This is a genomic window from Ruegeria sp. YTSC325, from assembly GCF_059609525.1.
Genome location: NZ_JBXWLY010000010.1, coordinates 115,378 through 139,730, shown reverse-complemented (window position 1 = coordinate 139,730; position 24,353 = coordinate 115,378). Strand labels below are relative to the sequence as shown.

The 24,353-nt window shown below is 56.8% G+C and carries 31 protein-coding genes; 17 read left to right on the top strand and 14 right to left on the bottom strand.

The window, feature by feature from the left end; genetic code table 11:
* Nucleotides 1-28 precede the first annotated feature (28 nt).
* Nucleotides 29-1,828: a translation elongation factor 4 gene (gene lepA, locus AC2FF7_RS15420; protein ID WP_170782809.1), complete on the top strand. Its 1,800-nt coding sequence runs from the start codon at nt 29-31 to the stop codon at nt 1,826-1,828.
* Nucleotides 1,829-1,862: 34 nt separating this feature from the next.
* On the opposite strand, the gene AC2FF7_RS15415 is transcribed toward lepA, so the two are convergent.
* Nucleotides 1,863-2,810, bottom strand: coding sequence for an aldo/keto reductase (locus AC2FF7_RS15415; RefSeq protein WP_496905896.1), 948 nt, complete (start codon nt 2,808-2,810; stop codon nt 1,863-1,865).
* 191 nt (nt 2,811-3,001) lie between these two features.
* Here AC2FF7_RS15415 and AC2FF7_RS15410 point away from each other — a divergent pair, with 191 nt between their 5' ends.
* From AC2FF7_RS15410 to AC2FF7_RS15400, 3 genes are all read left to right on the top strand, one after another.
* Nucleotides 3,002-3,316 (top strand): hypothetical protein, encoded by a 315-nt coding sequence (locus AC2FF7_RS15410; RefSeq protein ID WP_234899444.1) that lies wholly within the window; start codon nt 3,002-3,004, stop codon nt 3,314-3,316.
* 116 nt (nt 3,317-3,432) lie between these two features.
* Complete coding sequence (locus tag AC2FF7_RS15405; protein WP_234899443.1) at nt 3,433-3,882, top strand: hypothetical protein; 450 nt, start codon at nt 3,433-3,435, stop codon at nt 3,880-3,882.
* A gap of 165 nt (nt 3,883-4,047) precedes the next feature.
* Nucleotides 4,048-4,194, top strand: coding sequence for a hypothetical protein (locus AC2FF7_RS15400; protein WP_480866075.1), 147 nt, complete (start codon nt 4,048-4,050; stop codon nt 4,192-4,194).
* A 284-nt stretch (nt 4,195-4,478) separates the two neighbouring features.
* Here the strand turns inward: AC2FF7_RS15400 and AC2FF7_RS15395 are convergent, their stop codons facing one another.
* Genes AC2FF7_RS15395 through AC2FF7_RS15385 form a run of 3 tightly spaced genes read right to left on the bottom strand, consistent with a single transcriptional unit; the run spans nt 4,479 to nt 6,504 of the window.
* Complete coding sequence (locus tag AC2FF7_RS15395) at nt 4,479-5,273, bottom strand: metal ABC transporter permease (RefSeq protein WP_170355011.1); 795 nt, start codon at nt 5,271-5,273, stop codon at nt 4,479-4,481.
* A complete protein-coding gene (locus AC2FF7_RS15390) occupies nt 5,273-6,028 on the bottom strand; it encodes an ATP-binding cassette domain-containing protein (RefSeq protein WP_480866073.1) in 756 nt (251 codons plus the stop codon). The genes AC2FF7_RS15395 and AC2FF7_RS15390 overlap by 1 nt, the downstream gene beginning before the upstream one ends.
* Entirely contained in the window at nt 6,025-6,504 is a 480-nt protein-coding gene (locus AC2FF7_RS15385) for a Fur family transcriptional regulator (protein ID WP_170753880.1), read from the bottom strand. Before AC2FF7_RS15385 ends, AC2FF7_RS15390 begins: the two co-directional genes overlap by 4 nt.
* Before the next feature lie 92 nt (nt 6,505-6,596).
* Between AC2FF7_RS15385 and AC2FF7_RS15380 the strand changes: the two genes are divergently transcribed.
* Nucleotides 6,597-7,622 carry a zinc ABC transporter substrate-binding protein gene (locus tag AC2FF7_RS15380; protein WP_480866072.1) on the top strand — a complete coding sequence of 342 codons (1,026 nt, stop codon included), beginning with the start codon at nt 6,597-6,599 and terminating at the stop codon, nt 7,620-7,622.
* 15 nt (nt 7,623-7,637) lie between these two features.
* On the opposite strand, the gene AC2FF7_RS15375 is transcribed toward AC2FF7_RS15380, so the two are convergent.
* Nucleotides 7,638-7,979 (bottom strand): ArsR/SmtB family transcription factor, encoded by a 342-nt coding sequence (locus AC2FF7_RS15375; protein WP_170355015.1) that lies wholly within the window; start codon nt 7,977-7,979, stop codon nt 7,638-7,640.
* A gap of 338 nt (nt 7,980-8,317) precedes the next feature.
* Here AC2FF7_RS15375 and AC2FF7_RS15370 point away from each other — a divergent pair, with 338 nt between their 5' ends.
* From AC2FF7_RS15370 to AC2FF7_RS15345, 6 genes are all read left to right on the top strand, one after another.
* Complete coding sequence (locus AC2FF7_RS15370; RefSeq protein ID WP_496905895.1) at nt 8,318-8,950, top strand: ATP-dependent Clp protease proteolytic subunit; 633 nt, start codon at nt 8,318-8,320, stop codon at nt 8,948-8,950.
* A 135-nt stretch (nt 8,951-9,085) separates the two neighbouring features.
* Nucleotides 9,086-10,351: an ATP-dependent Clp protease ATP-binding subunit ClpX gene (clpX, locus tag AC2FF7_RS15365; protein ID WP_170355017.1), complete on the top strand. Its 1,266-nt coding sequence runs from the start codon at nt 9,086-9,088 to the stop codon at nt 10,349-10,351.
* Nucleotides 10,352-10,414: 63 nt separating this feature from the next.
* Nucleotides 10,415-10,774 (top strand): RidA family protein, encoded by a 360-nt coding sequence (locus AC2FF7_RS15360; protein ID WP_170753888.1) that lies wholly within the window; start codon nt 10,415-10,417, stop codon nt 10,772-10,774.
* A 79-nt stretch (nt 10,775-10,853) separates the two neighbouring features.
* Nucleotides 10,854-11,237, top strand: coding sequence for an NADH:ubiquinone oxidoreductase subunit NDUFA12 (locus tag AC2FF7_RS15355; protein ID WP_170355019.1), 384 nt, complete (start codon nt 10,854-10,856; stop codon nt 11,235-11,237).
* A gap of 12 nt (nt 11,238-11,249) precedes the next feature.
* Nucleotides 11,250-11,699 carry an outer membrane lipid asymmetry maintenance protein MlaD gene (gene mlaD / locus AC2FF7_RS15350; RefSeq protein ID WP_170753891.1) on the top strand — a complete coding sequence of 150 codons (450 nt, stop codon included), beginning with the start codon at nt 11,250-11,252 and terminating at the stop codon, nt 11,697-11,699.
* Entirely contained in the window at nt 11,699-12,067 is a 369-nt protein-coding gene (locus tag AC2FF7_RS15345; RefSeq protein ID WP_170753893.1) for a DUF2155 domain-containing protein, read from the top strand. The genes mlaD and AC2FF7_RS15345 overlap by 1 nt, the downstream gene beginning before the upstream one ends.
* Here AC2FF7_RS15345 and aat read toward each other — a convergent pair.
* From aat to AC2FF7_RS15325, 4 genes are all read right to left on the bottom strand, one after another.
* Entirely contained in the window at nt 12,022-12,654 is a 633-nt protein-coding gene (gene aat / locus AC2FF7_RS15340) for a leucyl/phenylalanyl-tRNA--protein transferase (RefSeq protein WP_209194136.1), read from the bottom strand. The genes AC2FF7_RS15345 and aat overlap by 46 nt on opposite strands.
* Nucleotides 12,655-12,702: 48 nt before the next feature.
* Nucleotides 12,703-14,052, bottom strand: a complete 1,350-nt coding sequence (accC, locus tag AC2FF7_RS15335) for an acetyl-CoA carboxylase biotin carboxylase subunit (protein ID WP_353390546.1) — start codon at nt 14,050-14,052, stop codon at nt 12,703-12,705.
* Nucleotides 14,053-14,061: 9 nt separating this feature from the next.
* Nucleotides 14,062-14,559 (bottom strand): acetyl-CoA carboxylase biotin carboxyl carrier protein, encoded by a 498-nt coding sequence (gene accB, locus AC2FF7_RS15330; RefSeq protein WP_170355024.1) that lies wholly within the window; start codon nt 14,557-14,559, stop codon nt 14,062-14,064.
* Nucleotides 14,560-14,709: 150 nt separating this feature from the next.
* Nucleotides 14,710-15,246 carry a LuxR C-terminal-related transcriptional regulator gene (locus AC2FF7_RS15325; RefSeq protein ID WP_480866069.1) on the bottom strand — a complete coding sequence of 179 codons (537 nt, stop codon included), beginning with the start codon at nt 15,244-15,246 and terminating at the stop codon, nt 14,710-14,712.
* A gap of 206 nt (nt 15,247-15,452) precedes the next feature.
* Here AC2FF7_RS15325 and AC2FF7_RS15320 point away from each other — a divergent pair, with 206 nt between their 5' ends.
* The 5 genes from AC2FF7_RS15320 to AC2FF7_RS15300 all read left to right on the top strand — a co-directional run bounded on the left by AC2FF7_RS15320 (nt 15,453) and on the right by AC2FF7_RS15300 (nt 21,338).
* The gene (locus tag AC2FF7_RS15320) at nt 15,453-16,748 is read left to right on the top strand and encodes a helix-turn-helix domain-containing protein (RefSeq protein WP_170527429.1); all 1,296 of its coding nucleotides are present in this window, start codon (nt 15,453-15,455) and stop codon (nt 16,746-16,748) included.
* A gap of 78 nt (nt 16,749-16,826) precedes the next feature.
* Nucleotides 16,827-17,207, top strand: coding sequence for a response regulator transcription factor (locus AC2FF7_RS15315; protein ID WP_170355027.1), 381 nt, complete (start codon nt 16,827-16,829; stop codon nt 17,205-17,207).
* Complete coding sequence (locus AC2FF7_RS15310; protein ID WP_170355028.1) at nt 17,204-17,506, top strand: hypothetical protein; 303 nt, start codon at nt 17,204-17,206, stop codon at nt 17,504-17,506. The genes AC2FF7_RS15315 and AC2FF7_RS15310 overlap by 4 nt, the downstream gene beginning before the upstream one ends.
* The gene (locus AC2FF7_RS15305; RefSeq protein ID WP_496905894.1) at nt 17,506-20,184 is read left to right on the top strand and encodes an ATP-binding protein; all 2,679 of its coding nucleotides are present in this window, start codon (nt 17,506-17,508) and stop codon (nt 20,182-20,184) included. Before AC2FF7_RS15310 ends, AC2FF7_RS15305 begins: the two co-directional genes overlap by 1 nt.
* A 77-nt stretch (nt 20,185-20,261) precedes the next feature.
* Nucleotides 20,262-21,338, top strand: a complete 1,077-nt coding sequence (locus tag AC2FF7_RS15300; RefSeq protein ID WP_480866063.1) for a FliM/FliN family flagellar motor C-terminal domain-containing protein — start codon at nt 20,262-20,264, stop codon at nt 21,336-21,338.
* Between the two features lie 6 nt (nt 21,339-21,344).
* Here AC2FF7_RS15300 and AC2FF7_RS15295 read toward each other — a convergent pair whose 3' ends face one another.
* From AC2FF7_RS15295 to AC2FF7_RS15280, 4 genes are read right to left on the bottom strand one after another with little or no spacing between them, the layout of a single operon-like run.
* Nucleotides 21,345-21,776: a protein tyrosine phosphatase family protein gene (locus AC2FF7_RS15295; protein ID WP_496905893.1), complete on the bottom strand. Its 432-nt coding sequence runs from the start codon at nt 21,774-21,776 to the stop codon at nt 21,345-21,347.
* Between the two features lie 9 nt (nt 21,777-21,785).
* Nucleotides 21,786-22,217, bottom strand: coding sequence for a DUF6691 family protein (locus tag AC2FF7_RS15290; protein ID WP_353390539.1), 432 nt, complete (start codon nt 22,215-22,217; stop codon nt 21,786-21,788).
* The gene (locus AC2FF7_RS15285) at nt 22,217-22,639 is read right to left on the bottom strand and encodes a YeeE/YedE family protein (RefSeq protein ID WP_170753912.1); all 423 of its coding nucleotides are present in this window, start codon (nt 22,637-22,639) and stop codon (nt 22,217-22,219) included. Before AC2FF7_RS15285 ends, AC2FF7_RS15290 begins: the two co-directional genes overlap by 1 nt.
* Before the next feature lie 19 nt (nt 22,640-22,658).
* Nucleotides 22,659-23,522 (bottom strand): MBL fold metallo-hydrolase, encoded by an 864-nt coding sequence (locus tag AC2FF7_RS15280; protein ID WP_170355034.1) that lies wholly within the window; start codon nt 23,520-23,522, stop codon nt 22,659-22,661.
* A gap of 246 nt (nt 23,523-23,768) precedes the next feature.
* Here AC2FF7_RS15280 and AC2FF7_RS15275 point away from each other — a divergent pair, with 246 nt between their 5' ends.
* Complete coding sequence (locus AC2FF7_RS15275) at nt 23,769-23,984, top strand: hypothetical protein (protein ID WP_170355035.1); 216 nt, start codon at nt 23,769-23,771, stop codon at nt 23,982-23,984.
* Between the two features lie 9 nt (nt 23,985-23,993).
* On the opposite strand, the gene AC2FF7_RS15270 is transcribed toward AC2FF7_RS15275, so the two are convergent.
* Nucleotides 23,994-24,212 (bottom strand): hypothetical protein, encoded by a 219-nt coding sequence (locus AC2FF7_RS15270; protein ID WP_170355036.1) that lies wholly within the window; start codon nt 24,210-24,212, stop codon nt 23,994-23,996.
* Between the last annotated feature and the right edge of the window lie 141 nt (nt 24,213-24,353).

Genomic DNA, 24,353 nt, shown 5'->3' with positions numbered 1-24,353 from the left:
CCACGATTCCTCTACATATCCCCAACCCATGACAGACCTCGCTCATATCCGCAATTTCTCCATCGTCGCGCATATCGACCATGGCAAATCCACCCTTGCTGACCGGCTCATCCAAGAGACCGGAACGGTCAAGGATCGCGACATGAAGGAACAGCTGCTCGACAGCATGGATATCGAGCGTGAACGCGGCATCACAATCAAGGCCAACACGGTCCGCATCGACTATACCGCCGACAATGGCGAGGCATATGTGCTGAACCTGATCGACACCCCCGGCCACGTGGATTTCGCCTATGAGGTCAGCCGGTCGATGCGCGCGGTCGAGGGCTCTCTGCTGGTAGTGGACTCGACCCAGGGGGTCGAGGCGCAGACGCTGGCAAATGTATACCAAGCCATCGACGCTGATCATGAGATCGTGCCGGTGCTGAACAAGATCGACCTGCCCGCGTCCGACTGTGACCGTGTGGCAGAACAGATTGAGGATGTGATCGGCATCGACGCGACCGACGCCATTCAGGTTTCGGCCAAAACGGGGCAGGGTATCCACGAGACGCTGGAAGCCATCGTGCAGCAACTGCCCGCACCGCAGGGCAACCTCGACGCGCCGCTCAAGGCGATGCTGGTGGATTCGTGGTATGACGCCTATCTCGGCGTGATCGTTCTGGTCCGCATCATGGACGGCACGCTGAAAAAGGGCATGCGGGTCAAGTTCATGTCGAACAACACCCTGCACCATGTCGACCGCGTGGGCGTCTTCCGGCCCGAGATGGAAATGGTCGACAGCCTCGGACCCGGTGAGATTGGCTTTCTGACCGCTTCAATCAAACAGGTCCGCGACACGCGCGTGGGCGACACGATCACCAATGACCGCAACGGCACCGAGGACGCGCTGGACGGCTTCAAACCCGCGCAGCCGGTGGTGTTTTGTGGCCTCTTCCCCGTCGACAGTTCCGAATTCGAAGACCTGCGGGATGCGATCGACAAACTGGCGCTGAACGACGCTTCGTTCTCGTTCGAAATGGAAACCTCGGCGGCACTTGGTTTTGGTTTCCGCTGCGGCTTCCTAGGGCTGTTGCACCTTGAGGTCATCCGCGACCGCATCGAACGCGAATATGATATCGAGCTCATCACCACTGCGCCGTCGGTGATCTATCACGTCTACATGAAAGACGGTGAGATGATCGAGCTGCACAACCCCGCCGATATGCCCGATCCTTCGAAGGTCGATCATATCGAGGAACCGCGCATCAAGGCGACCATTCTGGTGCCCGACGAATACCTCGGCGACGTGCTGAAACTGTGTCAGGACCGCCGTGGCATCCAGCTGGATCTGACCTATGCGGGTAGCCGCGCGATGGTCGTCTATGACCTCCCCCTGAACGAGGTCGTCTTTGACTTCTACGACCGTCTGAAATCGGTAACCAAGGGCTATGCGTCCTTCGACTACCAGATGACCGGCTATACCGAGGATAATCTGGTCAAGATGTCGGTGCTGGTGAATGACGAACCGGTCGATGCGCTATCAACCATGGTTCACCGCGACCGGGCCGAGATGCGGGGCCGTGCGATGTGCGAAAAGCTCAAGGACCTGATCCCGCGCCACATGTTCAAAATCCCGATCCAGGCCGCCATCGGAGGCAAGGTCATCGCCCGCGAGACCCTCTCGGCGCTGCGTAAGGACGTGACCGCGAAGTGTTACGGCGGCGACGCCACGCGGAAACGCAAACTGCTGGACAAGCAGAAGGCGGGTAAGAAGAAGATGCGTCAGTTCGGGAAGGTGGATATCCCGCAGGAGGCGTTTATTTCGGCGCTGAAGATGGACAGCTGAGGCTGTCCATTTCTTCCTCTTGGTTTGTCCAAGTTTACGCGGATTCTGGATCGGCGTCCGATTGTCCGAGGTCGGTGAGTTCAGTCCAGACCGCCTCAGGTATGTCCCAATCGGCCCACTCAAGCGTTTGGTTTACATGCTGGGGCCACGTCACCCCGCAAACTGTTGAAGCAATGTTTGCATCTCGAAGCGAGAATTGCAGCGCCAGCGCGCCCATTGGAACGTCGTATCGGGCACAGATATCTTCGACCGCGCGCACAGGCGCGAGCATTTCTTCTGTTGCTGGCCGGTAAACGTAAAAGTGGTGAACCGCGCTACCTCTTGCCAGAATTCCTCCCGCGTAGGGTGCTGCATTTAACACGGTGACACCCTTGGAAACGGCTTGTTCGATTAGGGGTGAAGCATTCACGTTTACAAGTGTGTGCCGGTTATGCGTCATCACAACATCGAAGTCCCAGTCGCGCAGCATAGGCGAAAAGACGTCCAGCCGTCCGCCGGCCAAACCAACGGCAGTTGCAAGGCCTTCCTCTTTGATTTTGAACAATTCGTCCAGCGCACCTCCGCTGCGCGTGATCTCTGACATATCACCGGCGTATTCCGGGTCGTGGAGGTGAAGGATGTCGACGCTGTCTACGCCGAGTGCCTTCAGGCTTTGTTCTAAAGACCGCCTCGCTTGGGTAGCGTCGAACACGCTCGTCTCCGTGTCGCGGTCGATTTTCGTGGACAATACACAGCCTTCTGGCAAACCACCGAGTTCACGAATTACGCTCCCAATGCGGTCTTCACTTCGGCCCATAGCATAGCCGCGGGCGGTATCGATAAACCCGTCGGGGCGGATAAGTATTGTGCGCAAGGTTTCTCGCGCCCTATTCTCATCAACTTCGTAACCATAGATTTGCGGAATGCTACCTATCCCTGTTGACCCAAAACCAATTCGAGGAATTCGCACCCCGGTTAGACCGATTTCGTGAAACGTCGTCATTGCTCCCCTCCCTGAAAATTCGAATCAGAATATATGAATATTCTGCGGGACCGTTATGCACTTCAAGCTTGAGGGCTGAGTAAAATCACTTGAAATCCAAACAGGATATCCGAATCTGTGATCCAGCTCACAGCCCAACTTTTTAAAACTTGTTAGTGGTGACCTAGCGGCAACTTCGGCAGGAGGCCCCTATGTCCATGGTCCCCATAATCGCCCTCGGATCGGCAGGTCTCTATTCCATTGCCATGATCTCGATGAAGTTCTGGTGGAAAATCCCCGGCCTCGGCCTTAGCCTGTTGATCGTGGCAACCCTGCTGGCCGCCGCAACGCTGGAGCTTGCCGCGCTGCGCGAGGAGCGGTTGGGCATCATCTATACCGGCATTCTGGGGGCCGAGGTTGTGCTGATCGCCATTGCCTCGTTCTTCTTGTTCGGTGAAGATTTCTCGATGCGGGAAGGGATCGGGATTGCCTTGGTTGTCGCCGGAACCGCCTTGGCGTGGGCCTGATTAACCGCAATCTGAACCCTTCATGAAGCTTCCTTCACAAATGTTGTAACGCGTCTGCACCCTCCCAATCTGTTCAGCAGGCCAGCACCGGCCTGGACAAAACGGAGGAAGAGACAATGACCAGATTTATGACTGCCGGAGCAGCCGCTCTGGCCACGAGCCTTACTCTTGCAACGACAGCCATGGCCGACACGCCCGACCTGCGCGGGACGTGGGTGGGCAGCTATACTGCCGTCGGCCCGAACCGGACAACGACCGGCGATGTGCCCCGGTTCAACAACGCCGAGTGGGTGCTGGATATCCAAAAACAGCAAGACAATGTGTTCTGGGGGCCCAGCAAGTGGCGGTCAAGTGCCGCTCAGGACTGGCGAATGCTGGATGCCACCGGGACCATCAGCCTGGACGACCCGACCCGGATCAGCATCGTCGAAAGCTCGGCCAATCCCGAGATCGGTGTGAATGCGCTGATTGATGCCCGGTATGAGGACGGCAAGATTTATGCGGATTTCCGTAGCCTGCGTCGCGGAACGACCTACAGCACCGTTCTGGAACGTCAGGTGAACTGAAGCGTTTCCGGTCCGGTTGGGCTGTAGGGGGTACCGGCTGTAGTTAATCTGCAGCGCTTAGTGGGTAATTCCGGCCGGGTCGGAGCGCTTCTCAAATTGGTCTCCACAGGGAGGAGACGGGTCGGGCGGTGGCTGGATCGCTCGCGATAAGGGCAGGATGGCCCGATGTCGGAATGTGTTCCCGGCATCGGTTTCCTGACCCGTGCGGACCTTCAGCGCAGCCTCGTGTGGCGAAACGAAGCCGTTGTCCGACCCAACTTGTTGAAAATCCTGAAAATGGTGTGGCTGCGCGTTCGCCAGATTTTTGGTTGACCCGGTGATCGCATCACCGAGTGTAGAGAATGCGCTGCTGTATCACCGGCTTCAGGTCACATGCCGCAGTCGTTAAATAGCCTGCTGTACGTCACTTGCAGTGTTGCTAATCGCGTCGCCAGCTTTGCCGATGTCTTTCCCGACACCTTTTGCCGTTTCACACGCTGTCAAAGTCAATAGGGCGGCCCCAATTAGTAGAGTGCGGATCATCGTTTGCTCCATAGGTTTTGTTCTCTGAGCGTCGTAGCAGTTTTTCCCGTATGTAACCAGCGGTTTGGGCGGTTTCAGTTTCGGTAAAGGTAGGGGCCGCTGACCCCGGTTACCAGAAACACTAGGGCCGCGGCGCAGACAATGCTGGGACCGGCGGGCGTATCTGCCATATAAGCCCCCGCCAACCCACCCAACGCCGCCAAAGAGCCAAGGATCGCGGCGCAGACAGCCATGGCTTCGGGGGTTCGGACCAAAGATCGTGCAGCCGCTGCAGGGATGACCAGAAGCGCCGCAATCAGCAGAATACCCACGACTTTGATCGCCACGGCCACAGCCAGGGCCATAGCCAATGTCAGCCAAAGTTCCTCGCGTTTGGGATCAATACCAGACGCATAGGCCAAGTCTGGATTAAGTGTGGAAACCAGCAGGGCAGACCATCTCTGAACCATCACGGCCAGAATAAGAGCGCCACCGACCCAGATCGTCACCAAGTCTGTTTTTGCCACGGCCAAAATGTCGCCGAATAGAAAGGCATCCAGATCAAGCCGGACGTCCGACAGAAGTGCGACGCTCACCAGTCCGGCCGCCAGTGCGGTGTGGGCGATGACTCCTAACAGAGTATCCATCGCGAAGCCTTTTCCCCTCAGCAGCGTTACGGTTAGTCCCATTGTAAGGGCCGAAACGATGATCGCGGGCAAAATTGGCAGGGAAAATGCGAGGGCCAGAGCAATTCCCAACACAGAAGCGTGCGCGGTTGCTTCGCCCAAGTAAGCCATGCGGCGCCAAACCACGAAACATCCAAGCGGAGCGGCTGCGATGGCTACTCCGACACCAGCGAGGGCCGCGCGTACCATAAAGTCATCCAGCATCAGTCTGCCTTTTCCTGCGAGAGTGTCGAGCCGTGACCATGGTCGTGTGAATGACTATGTTGGTGTTGGTAAAGCGCCATTGTTCCCTTCGTCCCACTTCCGAACAAGGCGCGGTATTCCGGTGCGTCTGCGACCGAGCGCGGAGAGCCCTCGCAGCAGATATGCCCGTTCAGACACAACACACGGTCTGAGGCCGCCATAACGACATGCAAGTCGTGGCTGACCATTACGATCGCGCATCCCAGATCGTGTCTAACCTGCTCGATACGTTGATAAAACGCGGCGGCACCCGGCTGGTCTAGCCCCTGGGTTGCCTCGTCCAGAAGAAGCAATTGCGGCTTCTCCAGCAACGCGCGCGCCAAAAGGACACGCTGAAACTGGCCGCCGGACAGCTTGGTCATCTGACGGTTTCGCAAGTCAGGTACACCCGCATGGTCCAACGCGGTTATGGCGTCACGTGCGGAAACGCGGCGGGGCAGGCTGAGGAACCGTTGAACCGTCATGGGCAAAGCCGCGTCCAGTGCCAGCTTTTGCGGAACATAACCAATCCGCAGGTTTTTGGCCTGTTTGACAGTCCCATGTGCGGGCAAAGCCGCCCCGATCATCGCGCGTAGTAACGTGGACTTACCTGATCCGTTTGGCCCGACAATCGTTACGATCTCACCTTCCGAGACAGTTGCGTTCACATGTTCAAGGATAGTTCTGCCGTCCGCGCGGATCGACAGGTCTTTCAGCGTAATCAGAGTTCTTGTCACGCCTGCAATCCTATGCATTCGGGGCACAGACCCTCGGCTTCGACAACGACGCGTTCGATCTGGAAGCCCGAAGTGTTCGCGGCAGCGCCCAGCCTGCCCTGAGTCAGTTCAGTTTCTGTTTCCGCGACGGCCTTGCACGCCCGGCATATCAGGAAGGCCGGTACATGGTCGTGTGTCGGATGCGCGCAGGCAGCATATGCATTAAGTTGTTCGATACGGTGGACAAACCCGTTTTGAACCAGAAAATCCAGGGCTCGATACGCGACAGGCGGTTGCGACCCCATCCCTTCGGTGGATAACACTGCAAGAATTTCATAGGCTCCCATGGCCTTATGTTTTTCAAGCAGGATCTCTAGGACGCGCCGCCTGACAGGCGTAAAGTGCAAGCGTTTCGCTTTGCATTTGGCCTCGGCTTGCGCAAGGGCAGTCTGAACGCAATGCGTGTGATCATGTTGCCTGAAACCGACTGTACTCATTAGGGGCTCCGTCATTTTGTGGCTTGATATGTTATAACGTGGGGCATATCAAGCGACCAGTAAATGTAATAACATATCATTCAGGAGGCATTATGCTGCGTTCCACGGTATGCGTTCTTGGCGCTGTTATGGCTAGTCAGGTTGTTGCGGAACCGCCCAAAGTAGTTGCTGATATTGCGCCGATTCATTCGCTTGTTGCGCGCGTTATGGATGGTGTCGCGGAGCCCGTACTGATCGTGCCGCCTGGGGCGTCGCCTCACAGCCACGCGATGCGCCCGTCCGAGGCGCGCGCGTTGCAATCTGCTGACATTGTCTTTTGGGTTGGTGAGGAATTGACGCCTTGGATGGACAAGCCGCTGAGCACTTTGTCGGCAGGGTCAAAAAAGATTTCTTTGCTGGAGGTTGACGGTACGATCCTGCATGAATACCGCGATGTTGTTGAAGAGAGTGGTCATGACGACCACACGGATCACGACGACCATGCTGGTCACAAGGACCACGAAGACCATGGTCATGAGGACCACGCGGATCATGATGACCATGCTGGTCACAAGGACCACGACGACCATGGTCATGAAGATCATGCTCATGACCACGACGGAACAGACCCACATGCGTGGCTTGATCCGGAGAATGCGCGGACATGGGCTTTTGCGATTGCCAATATTCTTGCCGAGGTCGACATCGAAAATGCGCAGGCATACCAAGACAATGCCAAAGCGTTCGACAATGAATTGACTCTGCTTGGCGACCAGATCAACGCAGATTTGGCCGACATGAAGGCGCATCGTTTCATCACGTTCCACGACGCCTATCAGTATTTCGAAAAGCGTTTTGGGTTGGAAACATCAGGCTCTGTCAGCTTGGGGGACGCGGCCAACCCCGGTCCCGCGCGCTTGGCAACGCTTCGGGAAAAAGTTTCAGAAGATCAAATAGACTGCGCTTTTGCCGAGCCTCAATACGACACCCGGCTGGTAGAGACCGCGATTGAGGGGGCAGGCGCCACGATCCTTGATCTGGACCCTGTCGGAATCGCTGTTGATCCAGGTCCGAAGCTCTATCCCACGTTGCTGCAGGCTATGGCACAGAGCTTTCTGGTTTGCGCAAACGGGTCGTGATTTTAACAGTTCGGCTCAGGCTGTCTGTTCCTCACAAAACAATTCATAGACCACTTCGAGCATGCGTTTGGGGCGGTCATCAGCAAGGCGGTAATAGATCGCCTTGCCCTCGCGGCGCGGCATAACAAGCCCTTCAAGGCGAAGTCGTGACAACTGTTGTGACACAGCAGCCTGACGCGCTGACAGCAACTCTTCTAGCTCTGTCACAGATTTTTCGCCGGATATAAGATGACATAGGATCATCAGCCGTCCTTCGTGGCTGATCGCCTTCAGAAAATTCGAAGCCCGCGTCGCGCTTCCTGCAATGAGCTCGATGTTATCGTTTGGTATGTCCTGCTTAACCTGCGCCAGTGCCATTATCTTGTCCTTTATGCCCAGTCGGGCGATGGTCTACGTAAAATCCGGACTCGGTTACTCGAGCCGCTTAAGTGCACATACTGACCAAATCTGTCCATATGCATGAATCAAAATGACGTGATGGGAAAGAGAGCATCCGCAGACAAAAGAAGCCCCTAGTTGAAAACGGGCAGTGGCGGTGTCGCGCCACGCAGAAACAACTGCCGATGGCCGACAAAAAGCAATGTGTTGATCAGAAGTCTCCGGCCCCCCTTGCAGCCCCTCTATGGCAACACTAAGACTCAGGTAACGTTTCTTCGGGTAAAGTCCCGATCCATAGCAAAGCAGGCAGGTTCCTAATGTTTGATCCCGTTGATACCTACATGAATACGCTCGTCCCCATGGTCGTTGAGCAGACCAGCCGGGGTGAGCGCGCCTATGATATTTTCTCGCGCCTGTTGAAAGAGCGGATCATTTTTATCAATGGCCCGATCCATGACGGAATGAGCCATCTGGTGGTGGCTCAGTTGCTGCATCTTGAGGCCGAGAATCCTAACAAAGAAATCTCAATCTACATCAATTCGCCTGGCGGTGTCGTGACAAGCGGTTTGTCGATTTACGACACAATGCAGTATATTAAACCTAAGTGTTCGACATTGGTGATCGGTCAGGCGGCCTCGATGGGGTCGGTTCTGTTGGCCGGGGGCGAGAAAGGAATGCGCTTTTCGCTGCCCAACAGCCGTATCATGGTGCACCAGCCCAGCGGCGGATATCAGGGGCAGGCGAGCGATATCATGATCCACGCCGCCGAGACGCAAAAGCTGAAAGATCGACTGTATGACATCTATGTGCGTCATACAGGGCAGACAAAAAAGGCTGTTGAGAAAGCACTGGATCGCGACAACTTCATGAGCCCGGAAGAAGCAAAAGACTGGGGTCATATCGACGAAATCGTCGACAACCGTGCGAAAATGGACGGCGAAGAGAGCTGAGAATAAGTCCTCGCGTCACGTGCGCGAGGTACATTTTTGAGATTGTAGCCGCCTCAGTGGTGGCCTAAGCTGCAGCAACATGCGGCAAGCGCGGCCCCGGGCGGGGCCGCAGGGACGAAGCCCGAAAGGTAGAACATGGCGACGAATTCAGGCGGTGACGGCAAAAACACGCTCTACTGTAGCTTCTGCGGCAAGAGCCAGCATGAGGTGCGCAAGCTGATTGCCGGACCCACAGTGTTTATCTGTGACGAATGCGTCGAACTGTGCATGGACATCATCCGCGAAGAGACAAAGGCCAGCGGCCTGAAATCCAGCGACGGAGTGCCGACACCCAAGGATATCTGCGAAGTGCTGGACGATTACGTGATCGGTCAGGCCACGGCCAAGCGGGTCCTGTCGGTGGCCGTGCACAACCACTACAAGCGTCTGAACCACGCGCAGAAGGCGGGCAGCGATATTGAGCTTGCCAAGTCCAACATCCTTCTGATTGGCCCCACGGGGTGCGGCAAGACGCTGCTGGCCCAAACTCTGGCGCGAATTCTGGATGTGCCGTTCACCATGGCGGATGCGACGACTCTGACTGAAGCGGGATACGTGGGTGAGGACGTCGAAAACATCATTCTGAAACTGCTGCAGGCGTCCGAATACAATGTCGAACGTGCGCAGCGCGGCATCGTCTATATCGACGAGGTCGACAAGATTACGCGCAAATCTGAAAACCCGTCGATCACGCGCGACGTATCGGGTGAGGGTGTACAGCAGGCGCTGCTGAAACTGATGGAAGGCACCGTGGCCAGCGTTCCGCCGCAGGGCGGGCGTAAGCATCCGCAGCAGGAGTTCCTGCAGGTGGACACGACCAACATCCTGTTTATATGCGGCGGTGCATTTGCCGGTCTGGACAGGATCATTGCACAGCGTGGCAAGGGCTCGGCCATGGGTTTCGGGGCAGACGTGCGTGACAATGATGAGCGTGGCGTCGGTGAGATTTTCAAGGATCTGGAACCTGAGGATCTGTTGAAATTTGGCCTGATCCCTGAATTTGTTGGACGTCTGCCGGTTCTGGCAACGCTTGAGGATCTGGACGAGGATGCTCTGGTCACGATCCTGACCAAGCCCAAGAACGCGCTGGTCAAGCAATATCAGCGCCTGTTTGAACTGGAAGATGCCGAGCTGGCCTTTACCGATGATGCGCTCAAGGCGATTGCCAAGAAAGCCATCGAACGGAAAACCGGGGCACGTGGTTTGCGTTCGATTCTGGAAGACATCCTGCTGGATACGATGTTCGAGCTTCCGGGTCTGAAAAACGTGACCGAAGTTGTGGTCAACGAAGAGGCCGTGACATCTGAATCGCAGCCTCTAATCATTTATGCGGATGCGGCCGAATCTGCTTCGGCGGGTTAAGACCTTACATATCTGATCCATGCGGCGCGGTTCTCCGCGCCGTTTTCTTATGAGGATACTGAAATGATCAAGCGCATCTCATCAGGTGGCGAATTTGAACCTAAGCTAGGGTATTGCCGCGCCGTGGTTGCCGGAGGTTGGGTGCACGTCTCTGGTACTGTCGGGCAGGGTGATACCGTGGTTGAGCAGTGCCGTTCGGCACTGACGGTGATTGAAAAGGCACTGACCGAAGCTGGTGCAGGCTTTTCAGACGTCGTTCGTGTAACTTACATGTTACCCGACAAGGCTGAGTTTGAGCCATGCTGGCCAATTTTGAGCGAGACATTTGGTGCGAATCCTCCGGCCGCAACAATGATCGAATGCGATTTGATCGACCCGAAATACCGAATTGAAATAGAAGTGACCGCGTATTTGCCGGAATAGGGGGTGCGGTCCTTGTGACACTGGACCTTGGCGCGCCTTTGGTCCATATCTGCGGAAACAGAATTGCCGGAGGCAGCCCATGGGGATCCTGAACAGTCTTTTGCGAGCCGTGACCTGGTGGAACGGGGCCACTCTGAACACGCAGATTTACACTGCGCGCAAGGGTGAAAAGGTCGGCGAGGACAACCAGGGCAATGTGTTCTACCGCAATGCGGATGACAGCAAGCGCTGGGTCATTTTCAATGGCGAAGCCGAGGCGAGCCGTGTCGATCCTGACTGGCATGGTTGGCTGCACCGTACATGGGACGAGCCCCCGACTGACAAACCATTGCCGCACAAATCGTGGGAAAAACCACATCAGGAAAACCTGACCGGTTCGGCGCTTGCCTATACTCCTGCAGGGTCCCTGCGTCGCCCGGACCCGATTGAACGTTCCGATTACGAGGCTTGGAGCCCCGAATAAACGAGGCAAATTATGTCGAGCTACAATGTTTCCGAAGTCCTGGTTGGCGGCGCCGTGTTGGCCTGTGCCGTTGCTTTTGGGGTCTATGCCAGCCAGTCCACCGGCCTGTCGCAAGGTGGTACGGGTTATGAACTGGGCGCATCTTTCCGGTCGCTTGAAGGCGTCGGTGTTGGAACAGATGTGCGATTGGCCGGGGTCAAGATCGGTACTGTAACGGATGTAACGCTCAACTCCGAAACCTACCGGGCGGATACGACGTTTTCGATCTCGGACGGTATTCTGGTTCCGGATGACAGCGCGATTGTAATTTCGTCCGAGGGATTGTTGGGCGGTAACTTCGTTGAAGTGATGCCGGGCGGCTCGCCTTTCTATTTCGAGCCTGGGGATCAGGTCACTGATACCCAGGGCGCGGTTAGTCTGATTTCGCTTCTGGTCAAGTTTGTCGCCGGGGATGGCAGCTAATGCGGCGTCTCGCCATTGTGCTTGCCATGCTGGCCGCCACGGGCGCATCGGCGCAGCAAAAAGTCCAGTCGGGGCCGGGTGCGATGCTGCGTGGGTTGGACAAGGTCAGCGGCCAAACCGTTGACGTCGAGATGCGGAACGGTGAAACACAGCCCGTTTTTGGTCTGGACGTCGCGTTGGGCGATTGCCGCTATCCGGCCGAGAACCCGACAGGTGATGCTTTTGCCTATCTCACGATTTGGGAAAATGGCAAGACTGACCAACTGTTTGACGGTTGGATGATCGCCACGTCACCGGCGCTGAATGCACTGGACCATTCGCGCTACGACGTTTGGGTTATTCGTTGTATAACGCCATCCGGCGATTGAGTTAAGTCGGCGGTAAAATCCGCGCTGGCGCTGATCGCCTCTTCCAGTTCTTGCCGATATTGCGTGCGGGGTATTTCTATCGCACCCAAAGAAGCCAGATGCGCTGTCAGAAATTGGGTGTCGAACAGATGAAATCCTGTTCTGCGAAGCCTGTCTGTCAGATAGGCCAATGCGATCTTTGACGCATCCGTTCGTCGCGAAAACATGCTTTCGCCGAAAAACGCGGCCCCAAGGCAAACGCCATAGACGCCGCCTATCAGAGCCGATTCCTCCCACACTTCCAGCGAGTGTGCATGGCCCGTGTGATGTAGGTGTTGGTACAGGTTGCGCAACTCGTCATTGATCCACGTGTCGGCGCGGTCGGCGCAGCCATCGACGACCCCAGCGAAGTCCCGGTTGATCGTGATGGAGAACCCGCAGTTGCGTATGCGCCGCGCCAAACTGCGGGAAATGTGGAATCCGTCCAGCGGGAACACACCGCGAAATTTGGGGTCGACCCAGAACAACTCGGGGTCATCGCGGTGCTCAGCCATCGGGAAAATGCCGATGGAGTAGCCATGCAGTAAGAGGTCGGGGGTCAGGCTCATACTGGAGTCTCAAAGGGCGAAAGGTAAAAACCCTTCGCCCTTAGTATGTTAGTCTGCCATGTTCTCGGCAAGCCACTTTTCCAGCCAATGGATGTTGTAGTCACCGCTGTGAAGATCAGGCTCTTGCAGCAGGGCGTGGAACAGAGGCACGGTGGTGTCGATACCATCCACGATCAGCTCGCCCAAGGCACGTTCCAGCCGCGCCAGCGCCTCGGCCCGGTCGCGACCCTGTACGATCAGCTTGGCAATAAGTGAGTCGTAATAGGGCGGGATCGAGTATCCGTCATAGAGCGCCGAATCCATCCGCACGCCCAGACCGCCGGGCGCGTGATAGGCCGTGATCTTGCCAGGGCAGGGTGAGAAGTTGGGCAATTTTTCCGCGTTGATCCGAACCTCGATGGCGTGGCCGTTGATTTCCAGATCGTCCTGGCCGAAGGACATGTCCTCGCCAGCGGCCACGCGGATTTGTTCGCGCACCAGATCGACGCCGAAGATGCCTTCGGTCACCGGGTGTTCCACCTGTAGACGGGTGTTCATTTCGATGAAATAGAACTCGCCGTTTTCATACAGGAACTCGATGGTGCCCGCGCCGATATAGTTGATCTTGGCGACTGCATCGGCACAGATCTTGCCGATCTTCGCGCGTTCTTCGGGGGTGATGCAGGGGCCAGGGGCCTCTTCAAATACCTTCTGATGGCGACGTTGCAGCGAGCAGTCGCGCTCACCCAGATGAACGGCTTTGCCTTTACCGTCGCCAAAGACCTGAATTTCGATATGGCGCGGCGTGGTCAGGTACTTCTCGATATAGACCTCGTCATTGCCAAAGGCGGCTTTGCCTTCGGCGCGAGCGGTCATGAAGGCGCTTTCCATCTCATCCGCCGTCTGCGCGACTTTCATGCCGCGCCCACCACCACCGGCAGTGGCCTTGATAATGACGGGATAGCCGAATTCTTCACCAATGCGCTTGGCGTCTTCCAGCGTCGGAACGCCGCCGTCGGAGCCGGGAACACAAGGAACACCAAGGGCTTTCATCGTGTCCTTGGCGGTGATCTTGTCACCCATCACGCGAATATGTTCAGCGGTGGGGCCGATGAAGGTGATGCCGTGGTCTTCGACGATCTGCACGAACTCGGCATTCTCGGACAGAAAGCCATAGCCGGGGTGGATCGCCTGTGCGCCGGTGATCTCGCAGGCCGAGATGATGGCGGGCACGGACAGGTAGCTTTGCGGGCTGGGCGGAGGGCCGATGCACACCGATTCGTCCGCCATGCGCACATGCATCGCGTCACTGTCGGCTGTTGAATGCACGGCGACCGTTTTAATCCCCATCTCGCGCGCGGCGCGGATGACGCGCAGGGCGATCTCGCCTCGGTTGGCAATCAGGATTTTGTCGAACATGGGCCCGCCTTACTCAACGATGACCAGAGGGGTGCCGAATTCCACAGCGTCGCCGTCACCGACCAGAATACGCTTGATGGTGCCCGATTTGGGCGCGTGGATGTGGTTCATAGTTTTCATCGCTTCGACGATCAGCAACGTGTCGCCTTCTGACACCGATGCGCCGACCGAGATGAACGAAGGCGCGCCCGGTTCGGGCTGCATATAGACGGTGCCCACCATAGGCGAGGTCACAGCACCGGGATGGCTGGCGGGATCTTCCTGCGCTGCGGGGGCCTCGGGTGCGGCAGGGGCTGCTGCAGCAGGGGCTGCTACGGGTGCAGCAGCGGGAACGGCCATCTGAACCGGCGCGGCCGCAGCCTGGGTCATACGGCTGACCCGGACGTTCAGGCTGTCTTCTTCGCCATACTCGCGTTTGACCTGCAATTCGGTCAGGTCATTTTCGCGCAGCAGTTCAGCCAGAGCTTTGATGAATGCCACGTCCGCTTCGTGTTTGGTGTCTGTCATGAGTGTCCTCGACGGTTCCCCTTTGGCCCGTCTGTGCGTTGCGGGCTTTGGTCTGATTACGCAGCGTTATAAGCCAAGCGCACTGCCATGAAAAGCGCGTCTCGACCTGTCGCGGTGCGGTTTTGGTCGAGTAATTCAAGCAAAAAGTCGCTAAAGCGGCATTCCAGAGAGTTTTGCCACAAGTTCAGGTAGTTTTCGGGCGCCGAATTTCTCAAGCAGGCGAGCGCGGTAGGCTTCGATAGTGCGGTAACTCAGGCCCAGTTCGGCGCCGATTTCCTTGGCGGATAAGCCGCGGCATGAAAGAATGGCAACCTCGCGTTCGCGCTGAGTTAGCTCGACCAGAGGGCGTTCCTCGGAGATGTCGGAAAAGCTCCAGATCCCGTGGCGGAACGGGTCGTCAGGGGTCAAGGATCGTCCACGCGCGCGGCACCAGAACAGATCGCCATTGCGTCGACGCATGACTCGTTCATCCGTGTAGTAGCCTGTGCCGCGCATCACCTGCAGGCTGCGCGCGCCGATCCTCTCCCAATCCGCGACTGATGGGTAAAGGTGCAGCAGCGGCATATTGCGGTACTCTGTCTCTTCCCCGCCAAACGTACGCGCGAATTGCAGGTTGCAGCGCCGGATGATCCGGTTCTCCAGCTCTACAAGGCCAATGGGGGCGTATTCGAACGCAGGGTCACTCATTCTTGCATCGTGCCGGGAATTGACACGGAATTGAAGGGGTTGGGCACAGAAACTGACGTTTCGGGCGCGAGAGTGCGTTCTGTCAGAATTGTTAACTATGTAAATAGAGATTGAAAACTAGTCCTTAAGTAAAAGTATTTATTGAATAGTTCTGAAAATAGAAGGTAGGTTAGTCGCGGAATATGCCTTTGGGGAGGGGCCAAAACATGCGCGATACACTGACAGGTAGCCGAATTCGCGAGCGGCGTCTGATCGCGGGGTTGCGGCAGGCGGAATTGGCCCGAAAGGTCGGGATATCAGCGTCTTATTTGAACCTTATCGAGCATAATCGCCGAAGGATCGGGGGCAAGCTGCTTGTTGACATTGCATCGGCTCTTGCTGTCGAACCTTCGGTGCTGACGCAGGGGGTCGAAGCCACCTTGATCTCGGCATTGCGGGAAGCGGCGGCGGACGCAATCGGACAAAACGCTGAAATCGATGCGGTTGAGGAGTTCGCGGGGCGGTTCTCCGGTTGGGCAGGTGTGCTAGCACAGATGCATCGTCGCGTAGTCTCTCTGGAGCGCACAGTCGAAACGCTGTCGGACCGTCTAACCCATGATCCGCATCTTGCGGCTTCGATGCATGAGGTCTTGTCGACCGCCGCCGCCATTCGTTCGACCGCTGCAATTCTGGCAGAAACTCAGGAAATCGAGCCGGAATGGCAGGACCGTTTTCACCGCAACCTGCACCAGGATGCAGAACGGCTTGCAGACAGTTCGAAATCGTTGGTGACTTATCTGGACGATGCTGACTCGGCGGATGACCGACGCGGCGTACCACTGGAGGAGGCGGAGGCTTTTTTCGAGGCGCGCAGCCACCATTTTCCTGAAATCGAAAGCGGCGGCAGCAGTAGCGAAGTCGATCTTGAGGCGCTTGATTCCGCCGCGGTAAAAAGCGTGACCCGCGCGTTTCTGGATGTGTATGCACAGGATGCGCTGGCGATGCCGTTGGAGGCTGTAAAGGCTGCACTTAAAGGGTCTGAACCTGACCCGCTGCAGCTGTCGCGGCAGTTTTCGGTGGATATCGCGACCGTCTTGCGCCGGTTGGCTGCTTTGCCGCCGGGCGTTCTGTCGCGACCGACTGGGTTGGTGATATGTGATGCCTCAGGCAGTATTCTGTTCACCAAGGCGGTTCCGGGCTTTGCGATGCCACGCTTTGGCGAGGCGTGCCCGTTGTGGCCCTTGTTTCAGGCATTAAACAGACCTCTTGTGCCCATCCGAAAGCGGATTGTTCAGTTGGGGCGTTCAGCGGCCGAATTTGACTGTTTTGCCTATGCATGGCCGCAAGCGGCTTTGGGCTATGATGACGCACCAGTGTATCGTTCTGTGATGTTGGTGCGATCAGTGGATGAAGGCCCTCAGGATGCGCAGAATGTGGCTCGTGTTGGCCCCAGCTGTCGCGTGTGTCCGAACGCTGAATGTGAATCTCGTCGTGAACCGTCAATTCTGAGCGAAGGTTTTTGACAGTTTCCTGACAGACGGCGTAAGCTGGCCTAGACAGGTTTACGGATGGGTAGCCCGTCACGGGGAGGAATACTACAAATGAGCCGTAAGGTTCTGTTAATTGAGGATGAGCCGAACATTGCCGAGGCTATTCGGTTTTTGCTGACGCGCGAGGGTTGGCAGGTTGAAACGCATGCCGAAGGGTTGGACGCATTGCGGGTTATCCAAAGCGCCGACCCTGATCTGGTTATTCTGGATGTCATGTTGCCGGGCAAGAGCGGGATGGAAATCCTGCGCGACCTGCGCGAGCTTGAAGACTTGAAGACCTTGCCGGTTCTGATGCTGACCGCGCGCGGACAGCTGCGGGATCGCGAGATGGCCGAAAATGCCGGAGTCAGTCGTTTCATGACCAAACCGTTCTCGAATGCCGAGGTTTTAACCGCGGTGCGGGATTTGCACGCTCAGGCTACGCGGTCATGAGCATTAGCGAAGATCGACGGCCACAGGGTGTTCGGCCTTCGCTGTTTTTGGAACGTCAAAGCTATCGCCGTCGCCGACTGTCGGATGCCGCTCGCTTTTTGCCGATTCTAGGCGCCGCTTTGTTTGCCATCCCATTGCTGTGGCCGGGGTCTGATGAGGCAGGAGACGGCATTCGGCTATCGTCGGCCATTCTTTATATCTTCGTATGCTGGGCCGTTCTGATTGGCATCAGTTTGGTTTTTGGTTTTGCAGCCAGACGTATGGCCACTCAAGACGAAACCGATCAGAGACCAGACTGATGGCAACGCTGAACGTCCTGATTCTGGTGTGCTTGGGCTATGTTGTACTGTTGTTCGGTGTAGCCTTTGCGGCTGACAGGCTGGCAGCTGCAGGCCGTGGGGCGTGGCTGCGATCCCCCTTGTTCTATACGCTGTCGCTGTCGATCTACTGCACCGCCTGGACATTCTATGGCGCGGTCGGGAACGCTGCGCGATCGGGGTTGGAATTCGTGACGATCTACCTTGGTCCCACGCTGGTCATGATCAGCTGGTGGTGGGGCCTTCGCAAACTGGTAAGGGTGGGGCGCAGCCAGAGGGTGACCTCGATCGCAGACCTTGTTTCTTCGCGTTACGGAAAATCCAACACCCTGGCGATTTGTGTGACCGTGTTGGCCGTTTTGGGGGGTACGCCCTACATCGCCTTGCAGCTTCAGTCCATCACCCTGTCTTTCTCGATTTTCGCCGAGGCCGATCCGACAGGTCTTTATCGCGAAGGATCCAGTGTGTTTTGGGTCGCTGCCGGATTGGCAGTCTTCGCGATTCTGTTCGGAACACGGAACCTTGACGCCAATGAACGGCACCACGGGGTTGTGACCGCCATCGCGCTGGAGTCGGTGGTCAAGCTCTTTGCCCTTCTGGCTGTTGGGATCTTTGTGGTTTGGGGCGTCGCGGGCGGGCTTGGTCCCATGTTGGACCAGATCGATTCGTCCGAAATCGGTCAATGGAACGTGGATGCGGGGCGCTGGACTACTTTTGTGTTTCTGTCGGCGGCATGTTTCGTCTGCTTGCCTCGGATGTTTCAAGTCATGGTGGTCGAAAATTCGGACGAGGCGCATCTGAGGACAGCCGCATGGGCATTTCCTCTGTACCTGCTGCTAATGAGTTTGTTTGTCGTGCCCATCGCAGTTGTGGGGTTGGACCTTTTGCCCGAAGGATCCAACCCTGACCTTTTCGTACTCACCGTGCCTCTGTCTCAAGGGAATGAGTGGCTGGCGATGCTCTCGTTCATCGGCGGTTTTTCTTCGGCCACATCCATGGTGATTGTCACAGCCATGGCGTTGTCGACGATGGTGTCTAACCATGTTGTCATGCCGATCTGGCTTAGCACGCAAGGGGGGGCAGGATCGGTCTCGGGGGATGTCCGGCATGTTGTTCTTATGGCGCGGCGGATATCCATTGCAGTCGTCATGGCGCTTGGGTTCTTTTACTACCGTTTGTCCGGTGGCGGAGCGGCCCTGGCGTCTATTGGCTTTATAGCTTTTGCCGGAATTTCCCAGATTTTGCCGGCCCTTGTGGGTGGTTTGTTCTGGCGCGGGGCGACCCGGACAGGGGCTCTTGTCGGGTTGACCGTTGGGTTTGTATTGTGGATTTACACCTTGTTGCTGCCGGAGATGGGTGGCGGGTTCATGTCTGGTACCATCATTCAGAACGGTCCATTCGGTTTGGAGTGGCTGCGACCTCAGGCGCTGTTCGGGATCGAAGATATGGACCCGATCGTGCATTCGGTCATGTGGTCACTGTCTCTGAACACGGTGGCGTTCTGCGTGGCCTCGTTGCTTAGTTTTCCCAGCCCGCTGGAGCGCTTGCAGGGTGCGCAGTTCGTCAATGTGTTCGACCATTCCGTAGCGCCTCGGGGCTGGAGCGGCTTTGTGGCGCAGAGCGAAGATCTGATGATCATGACCCAGCGTATCCTGGGCGCGGGTCCGGCGCAGGACTTCTTTCAGGCCGAGTCGGAACGGCAAGGTGGACGTTCCAGTCTGCCAGAGCCGACACCTGCCTTTCTGGAACGGCTGGAGCGAGAGCTCAGCGGATCTGTCGGCGCGGCGACGGCGCATGCGATGATTGGGCAGATTGTGGGCGGCTCGTCGGTCTCGGTCGAAGACCTGCTGGCTGTGGCCGATGAATCGGCGCAACTGTTGGAATACTCCAGCCAGTTGGAGACAAAGTCGGCCGAGCTGACCCGGACGGCGCGCCAGTTGCGGGATGCGAACACAAAACTGACTCAAATTTCTGAGCAAAAAGACAATTTTTTGGGCCAGGTCAGCCATGAATTGCGCACGCCTATGACCTCAATTCGGGCTTTTTCCGAAATCATGCGCGACACTGACGGATTAAGTCCCGAGGAACAGACGCGCTATGCTGCGATCATCCACGATGAGGCGCTCCGATTGACTCGCCTGTTGGATGATCTGCTGGACCTGAGCGTCTTGGAAAGTGGCAGGGTGAACCTGAACATGGGGGGCGATACGCTGCGCTCGGTTTTGGACCGGGCCGTCTCAAGCGCCCTGGCGGGATCAAGCACTGGTATCGAGGTGCGGCGATCCAAGTCGGCCGAACGTATTCCGCTTCACACCGACCTGGATCGGTTGGGGCAAGTCTTTATCAACCTAATCTCGAATGCGCAAAAATACTGCGACGCGGATGAACCTGTGCTGACCATCTCGGCTCATGACGTTGGTGGGCAAGTGGTGGTTGATTTTGCCGATAATGGCAGCGGCATCCCTCCGGAAGCTCGTTCAATGGTGTTCGAGAAATTTGCCCGTGTGAGCGGTGAAAAGGCCGGAGGCGCGGGCTTGGGCCTGGCAATTTGCCGCGAGATCATGCAGCGGCTGGGGGGTGAGATCACCTATCTTCCCGGTCAGGGCGGCGCTGCGTTCCGGGTTCGCGTTCCATTGGCCTACCGTCAGGCCGCTCAGTAGTGGGCGCGTAAAGACATTCGTAACCTCAGCTGGGTTAGACCGGATGTCAGGCACAGGAACGAAGGGCGGTTTTGGGAATGACGCAACCGGTCGGCACGGCGTTGGCGCGCAAGCTCTCGGCAAGTCAGGAGGAGCGGGGTGACAAACCGCGCTCTGTTCTGCGGGCTCTGCGATTGGCATTCGCACGAGCGGCAGGGGATGTGATGAAGCTGCCCGTGACGGTGATCGGCGCAAAACAATCATGTCGACCGGTGGATACATTGGCTGAAGTTGCCAAGGATGACTGGCTTTTCGTGCTGCTGGGAAATGGGGATGGTGTTTCAGCGGCCGTGTGCCTTGATCCTGGCGCAATGTCTGCAATCGTTCAGGTGCAGACACTTGGGCAGGTCATGTCGGACCCGCCTTCCGCGCGCGTGTGCACGGATACGGATGCGGCTATGGTCGCACCTCTGATCGAAGAGGTACTGACCCGCGCATCCCGTATAGTCGAATCCTCGGGCGATCAGGCCGGTTTGACGGGGTATGAATACAAGGCGCGTTTGCCGGACAAGCGCACGCTGACACTGGCTATGGTCGAAGATATTTATGACGTATACGAACTGACGGTCGAGCTTGGCGGAGGTGTGCGACAGGGACAGATTTCCCTGTTTCTGCCGGATCGTCAAAAAGATGGTGACCTTGATGACCCCGACGAACAGGTCGCAGGCCCCAATCTCGAGCAGTCGTCGGGCGTATTGCGAGCGGAGCTGAACACGGTGATCTGCCGTATGTCGTTGCCCTTTGCGTCATTGTCTGGGTTATCGGAAGGTGATGTTCTTCCGCTGGTCGGGGCGCGTGTAGACAAGGCCGAAGTCTTGACGATTGACCGATCACGGGCTGCTGTGGGTCGCTTGGGCCAATGTGGCGGAATGCGCGCGGTGCGATTGAACGAACACGAAACTATACCCAGCCCGCTAAACGCGGCTGAGCATGAGTTTCTTGAAGCCCGGTCGCCAACGGCGCAATCCAAACCCGAGCATGATCTTGAAACAGATATTGTTCCGATCACCCGAAAGGCACTGGAAACGATTGAGGGTGAGTTGACCCTGGGCGATTCAGATCAGATTGCAGCCGAGATTTCAAAGCTTGCTGGGCTGGATGGCAAACCTGACTAATGCTGCCTAGTCGCTCACGCTGCGAAGTTGATCCAGCGCCGGTCTGAGGTTCTCAAGCGCGTAACCGGCTTTGGTGGTTGCATCCAGAATGTCATCTGTGCTCATCCGGTCACATTGCCCAAGGGCCCAGACAACCGAACAGCGCGTTCCCGAGGCGCAATAGGCCAGAACCGGGCCGCTGCAGCGTTCGGCAAGTTCGCGCTGAAGGGCGATGTTTTCCGGCGTCATCGTCTGGTGAGTCAGTTCCAGCACTTCGTATTCCATTCCAGCCGCGCGAACCGCCTGTCCAATCGCGTCAGATTGCAGGTCCATCGGAACTTCACTGTTAGGTCGGTTGCAGATAACCCGAACAAAGCCTAAATCAGCAATGGTCTGAACGTCCTCGACCGAAATTTGCGGCGAGACAGCGTAGCGGGGGGTAATTGGTCGAATCTCCATGACAATTGATTAGGCCGGGTTTGCGGCTCTGTCCAGTTGCGCCCCGACGACGGGTGCGGCGAACATCCCGGCAATCATGGCGATCAGGAACACCACTCCACCGATGCCACCATAGGTGACAGAGGCAATCGCGGGGCCGGGGCATAAGCCGGACAGACCCCATCCCATACCGAACATCACGGAACCTACGACCAGTCGACGATCCAGCTCGGGCCGGGACGCTTGCGGATACTTGCCCCCTGTCAATGGTTGACCGCGCGCGGCGATTTTCCAGGCGACCAACATCGGCAGGATCGCCCCGCCCATTACGAAGGCAAGCGTCGGGTCCCAGTTGCCGAACACATCCAGCCAGCCCTGCACCTTCGTCGTATCGGTCATGCCCGAAATCAACAAACCCGCTCCGAACAGCGACCCAGCTAGCAAAGAGATCAGAACCCGCATCAAACCCATCCCAACATGTGTCGCAGCAGGTACAGAGTTACAGCACCTGAACCGATATAGATAAGCGTTGCCACGATACCGCGCAGCGAGAACCGCGATATACCGCAAACTCCGTGCCCCGAGGTGCAGCCATTCGCGATCCGCGTTCCGACACCAACCAGGACTCCTGCGATTATAACGACAGGCAGATTGCCGGTCAGATGAGTTTGCGGGGCAGGGGACATGAACAGCCACAGCACCAGGGGCATTCCGATCAGCCCCGCGACAAAAGCCAGCCGCTCGGCGGTGCGATCCGTGCTGTCGACCAGCCCCCCGAGAATTCCGCTGGCCCCCATTATGCGACCGTTCCCAAGCAGGTAAACTGCGGCGCCCAAGCCGATCAGTAGTCCCCCCGCCAATCCCCAAATCCACGCGACTTGCATTGTTCGCTCCCTTTCGGCGCTAAAGCTTGTTGATGGGAAGCTTCAGAAAAACATCACCTTTTTCGTCCGCAGGCGGCATCTGACCTGCACGCATGTTGACCTGCAGAGACGGCAGGATCAGGCGTGGCATACCAAGGGTCGCATCACGCGCGTCGCGCATCTCGACGAATTCCTCGACCGGTCGTCCCTGACCAATATGCACATTCAGAGCTTTTTGCTCGCCCACTGTTGTCTCCCACGCGTATTCGTCCCGACCGGGTGCTTTGTAATCATGACCAACGAACACTCGGGTTTCATCCGGCAGAGACAATATTTTTTGGATCGATGCATACAGCATCTCAGAAGACCCCCCAGGGAAGTCACACCGCGCAGTGCCGAAATCCGGCATGAACAGCGTGTCGCCGACAAAGGCCGCGTCTCCAATCACATATGTCAGGCAGGCTGGTGTATGGCCCGGTGTGTGCAACACATCTCCGCGCATCTGGCCAACGTGAAAGCTGTCACCTTCGCGGAACAAGGCATCAAATTGGCTGCCATCGCGCTGAAACTCGGTCCCTTCGTTGAAGATCTTGCCGAAGGTTTCCTGAATGGTCACGATTTGGTCGCCGATGCCGATTTTGCCACCAAGTTCCTGCTGTAAATATGGAGCGGCCGAAAGGTGATCGGCGTGCACGTGGCTTTCCAAGATCCATTCTACCTTGAGGTCGTGCTTTCGGACGAAGTCTATGATCATGTCGGCCGAGTTGGTGTTTGTCCGCCCCGAGGCATGGTCGAAATCCAGAACGCTGTCGACGATCGCACAAGCTTGACCTTCGGGTTCCTGAACCAGGTAGGACACTGTGAATGTATCTGTATCAAAAAACGCTTTCACCTTAGGTGTCATTTTGCTCTCCGTACGTGCCTCAGTATTCATATATTAATTGCGGAATATAAGGCAATCAACAGTTCGTGACTTGATGTCTGTCAAGGCAGCTTAGGCTGGATTGGCATAGAATTTAAACAATCCGCAAAACCACACGATGACCGGGCACTTGGCAGGCGAGTTTTCGCCCGTATGCGGGCTAAGATCGGCAAGTCTTAAAACGGTTACCTATATGAGGTTAATCAGACAGCATTTGGGAGGATGAACATGTCTACAAGCAATTTGTATTCCGAAGCTGAGCAGCTTGAAGCGAAGTTGCAGGGTGCCTGTCTTGAGACGCGGCTGGCTCTTCAACCCAGCGTGACCAAAATCATCGAGCGTATGCGTCAGCAAGGTGTCCACATCCCATCGCGGTTGCGGCGTTTGGATGCGGCGTTGTGCGAAGACGCAATGGAAGCGCGATTTGATAATCTGCCAGTCTAAGGCACATTCTCAACTGAACGAAATTCCAAGTATCACAAGCATCAGCCCGAGAACCGACAGGAAAAGCGAACCCAGGTTCCAAGGCAGAACGCCCTGAACAACGGCGCGCAACTCATCATCCGACAAACCGGACTTGCGCGCCTTCATCACCCGTAAAATGCACCAGACCAATCCCAGAAGGCCTGCGAGCGAGAGGGCAGCACCGCCCCATGTGATGATTTGAAACATGGTTCCCCACAAACGGTTCACTGATTTCCTCAGCGCTTATCGGATCGTACTGCGTCACACAAGCCTGACCATGGATTGTGCGCTTGCGGTAGGTGCAGAGGCAAGGTATCCCGCGAAAGCCGCTGTTACAGCATCAAACCG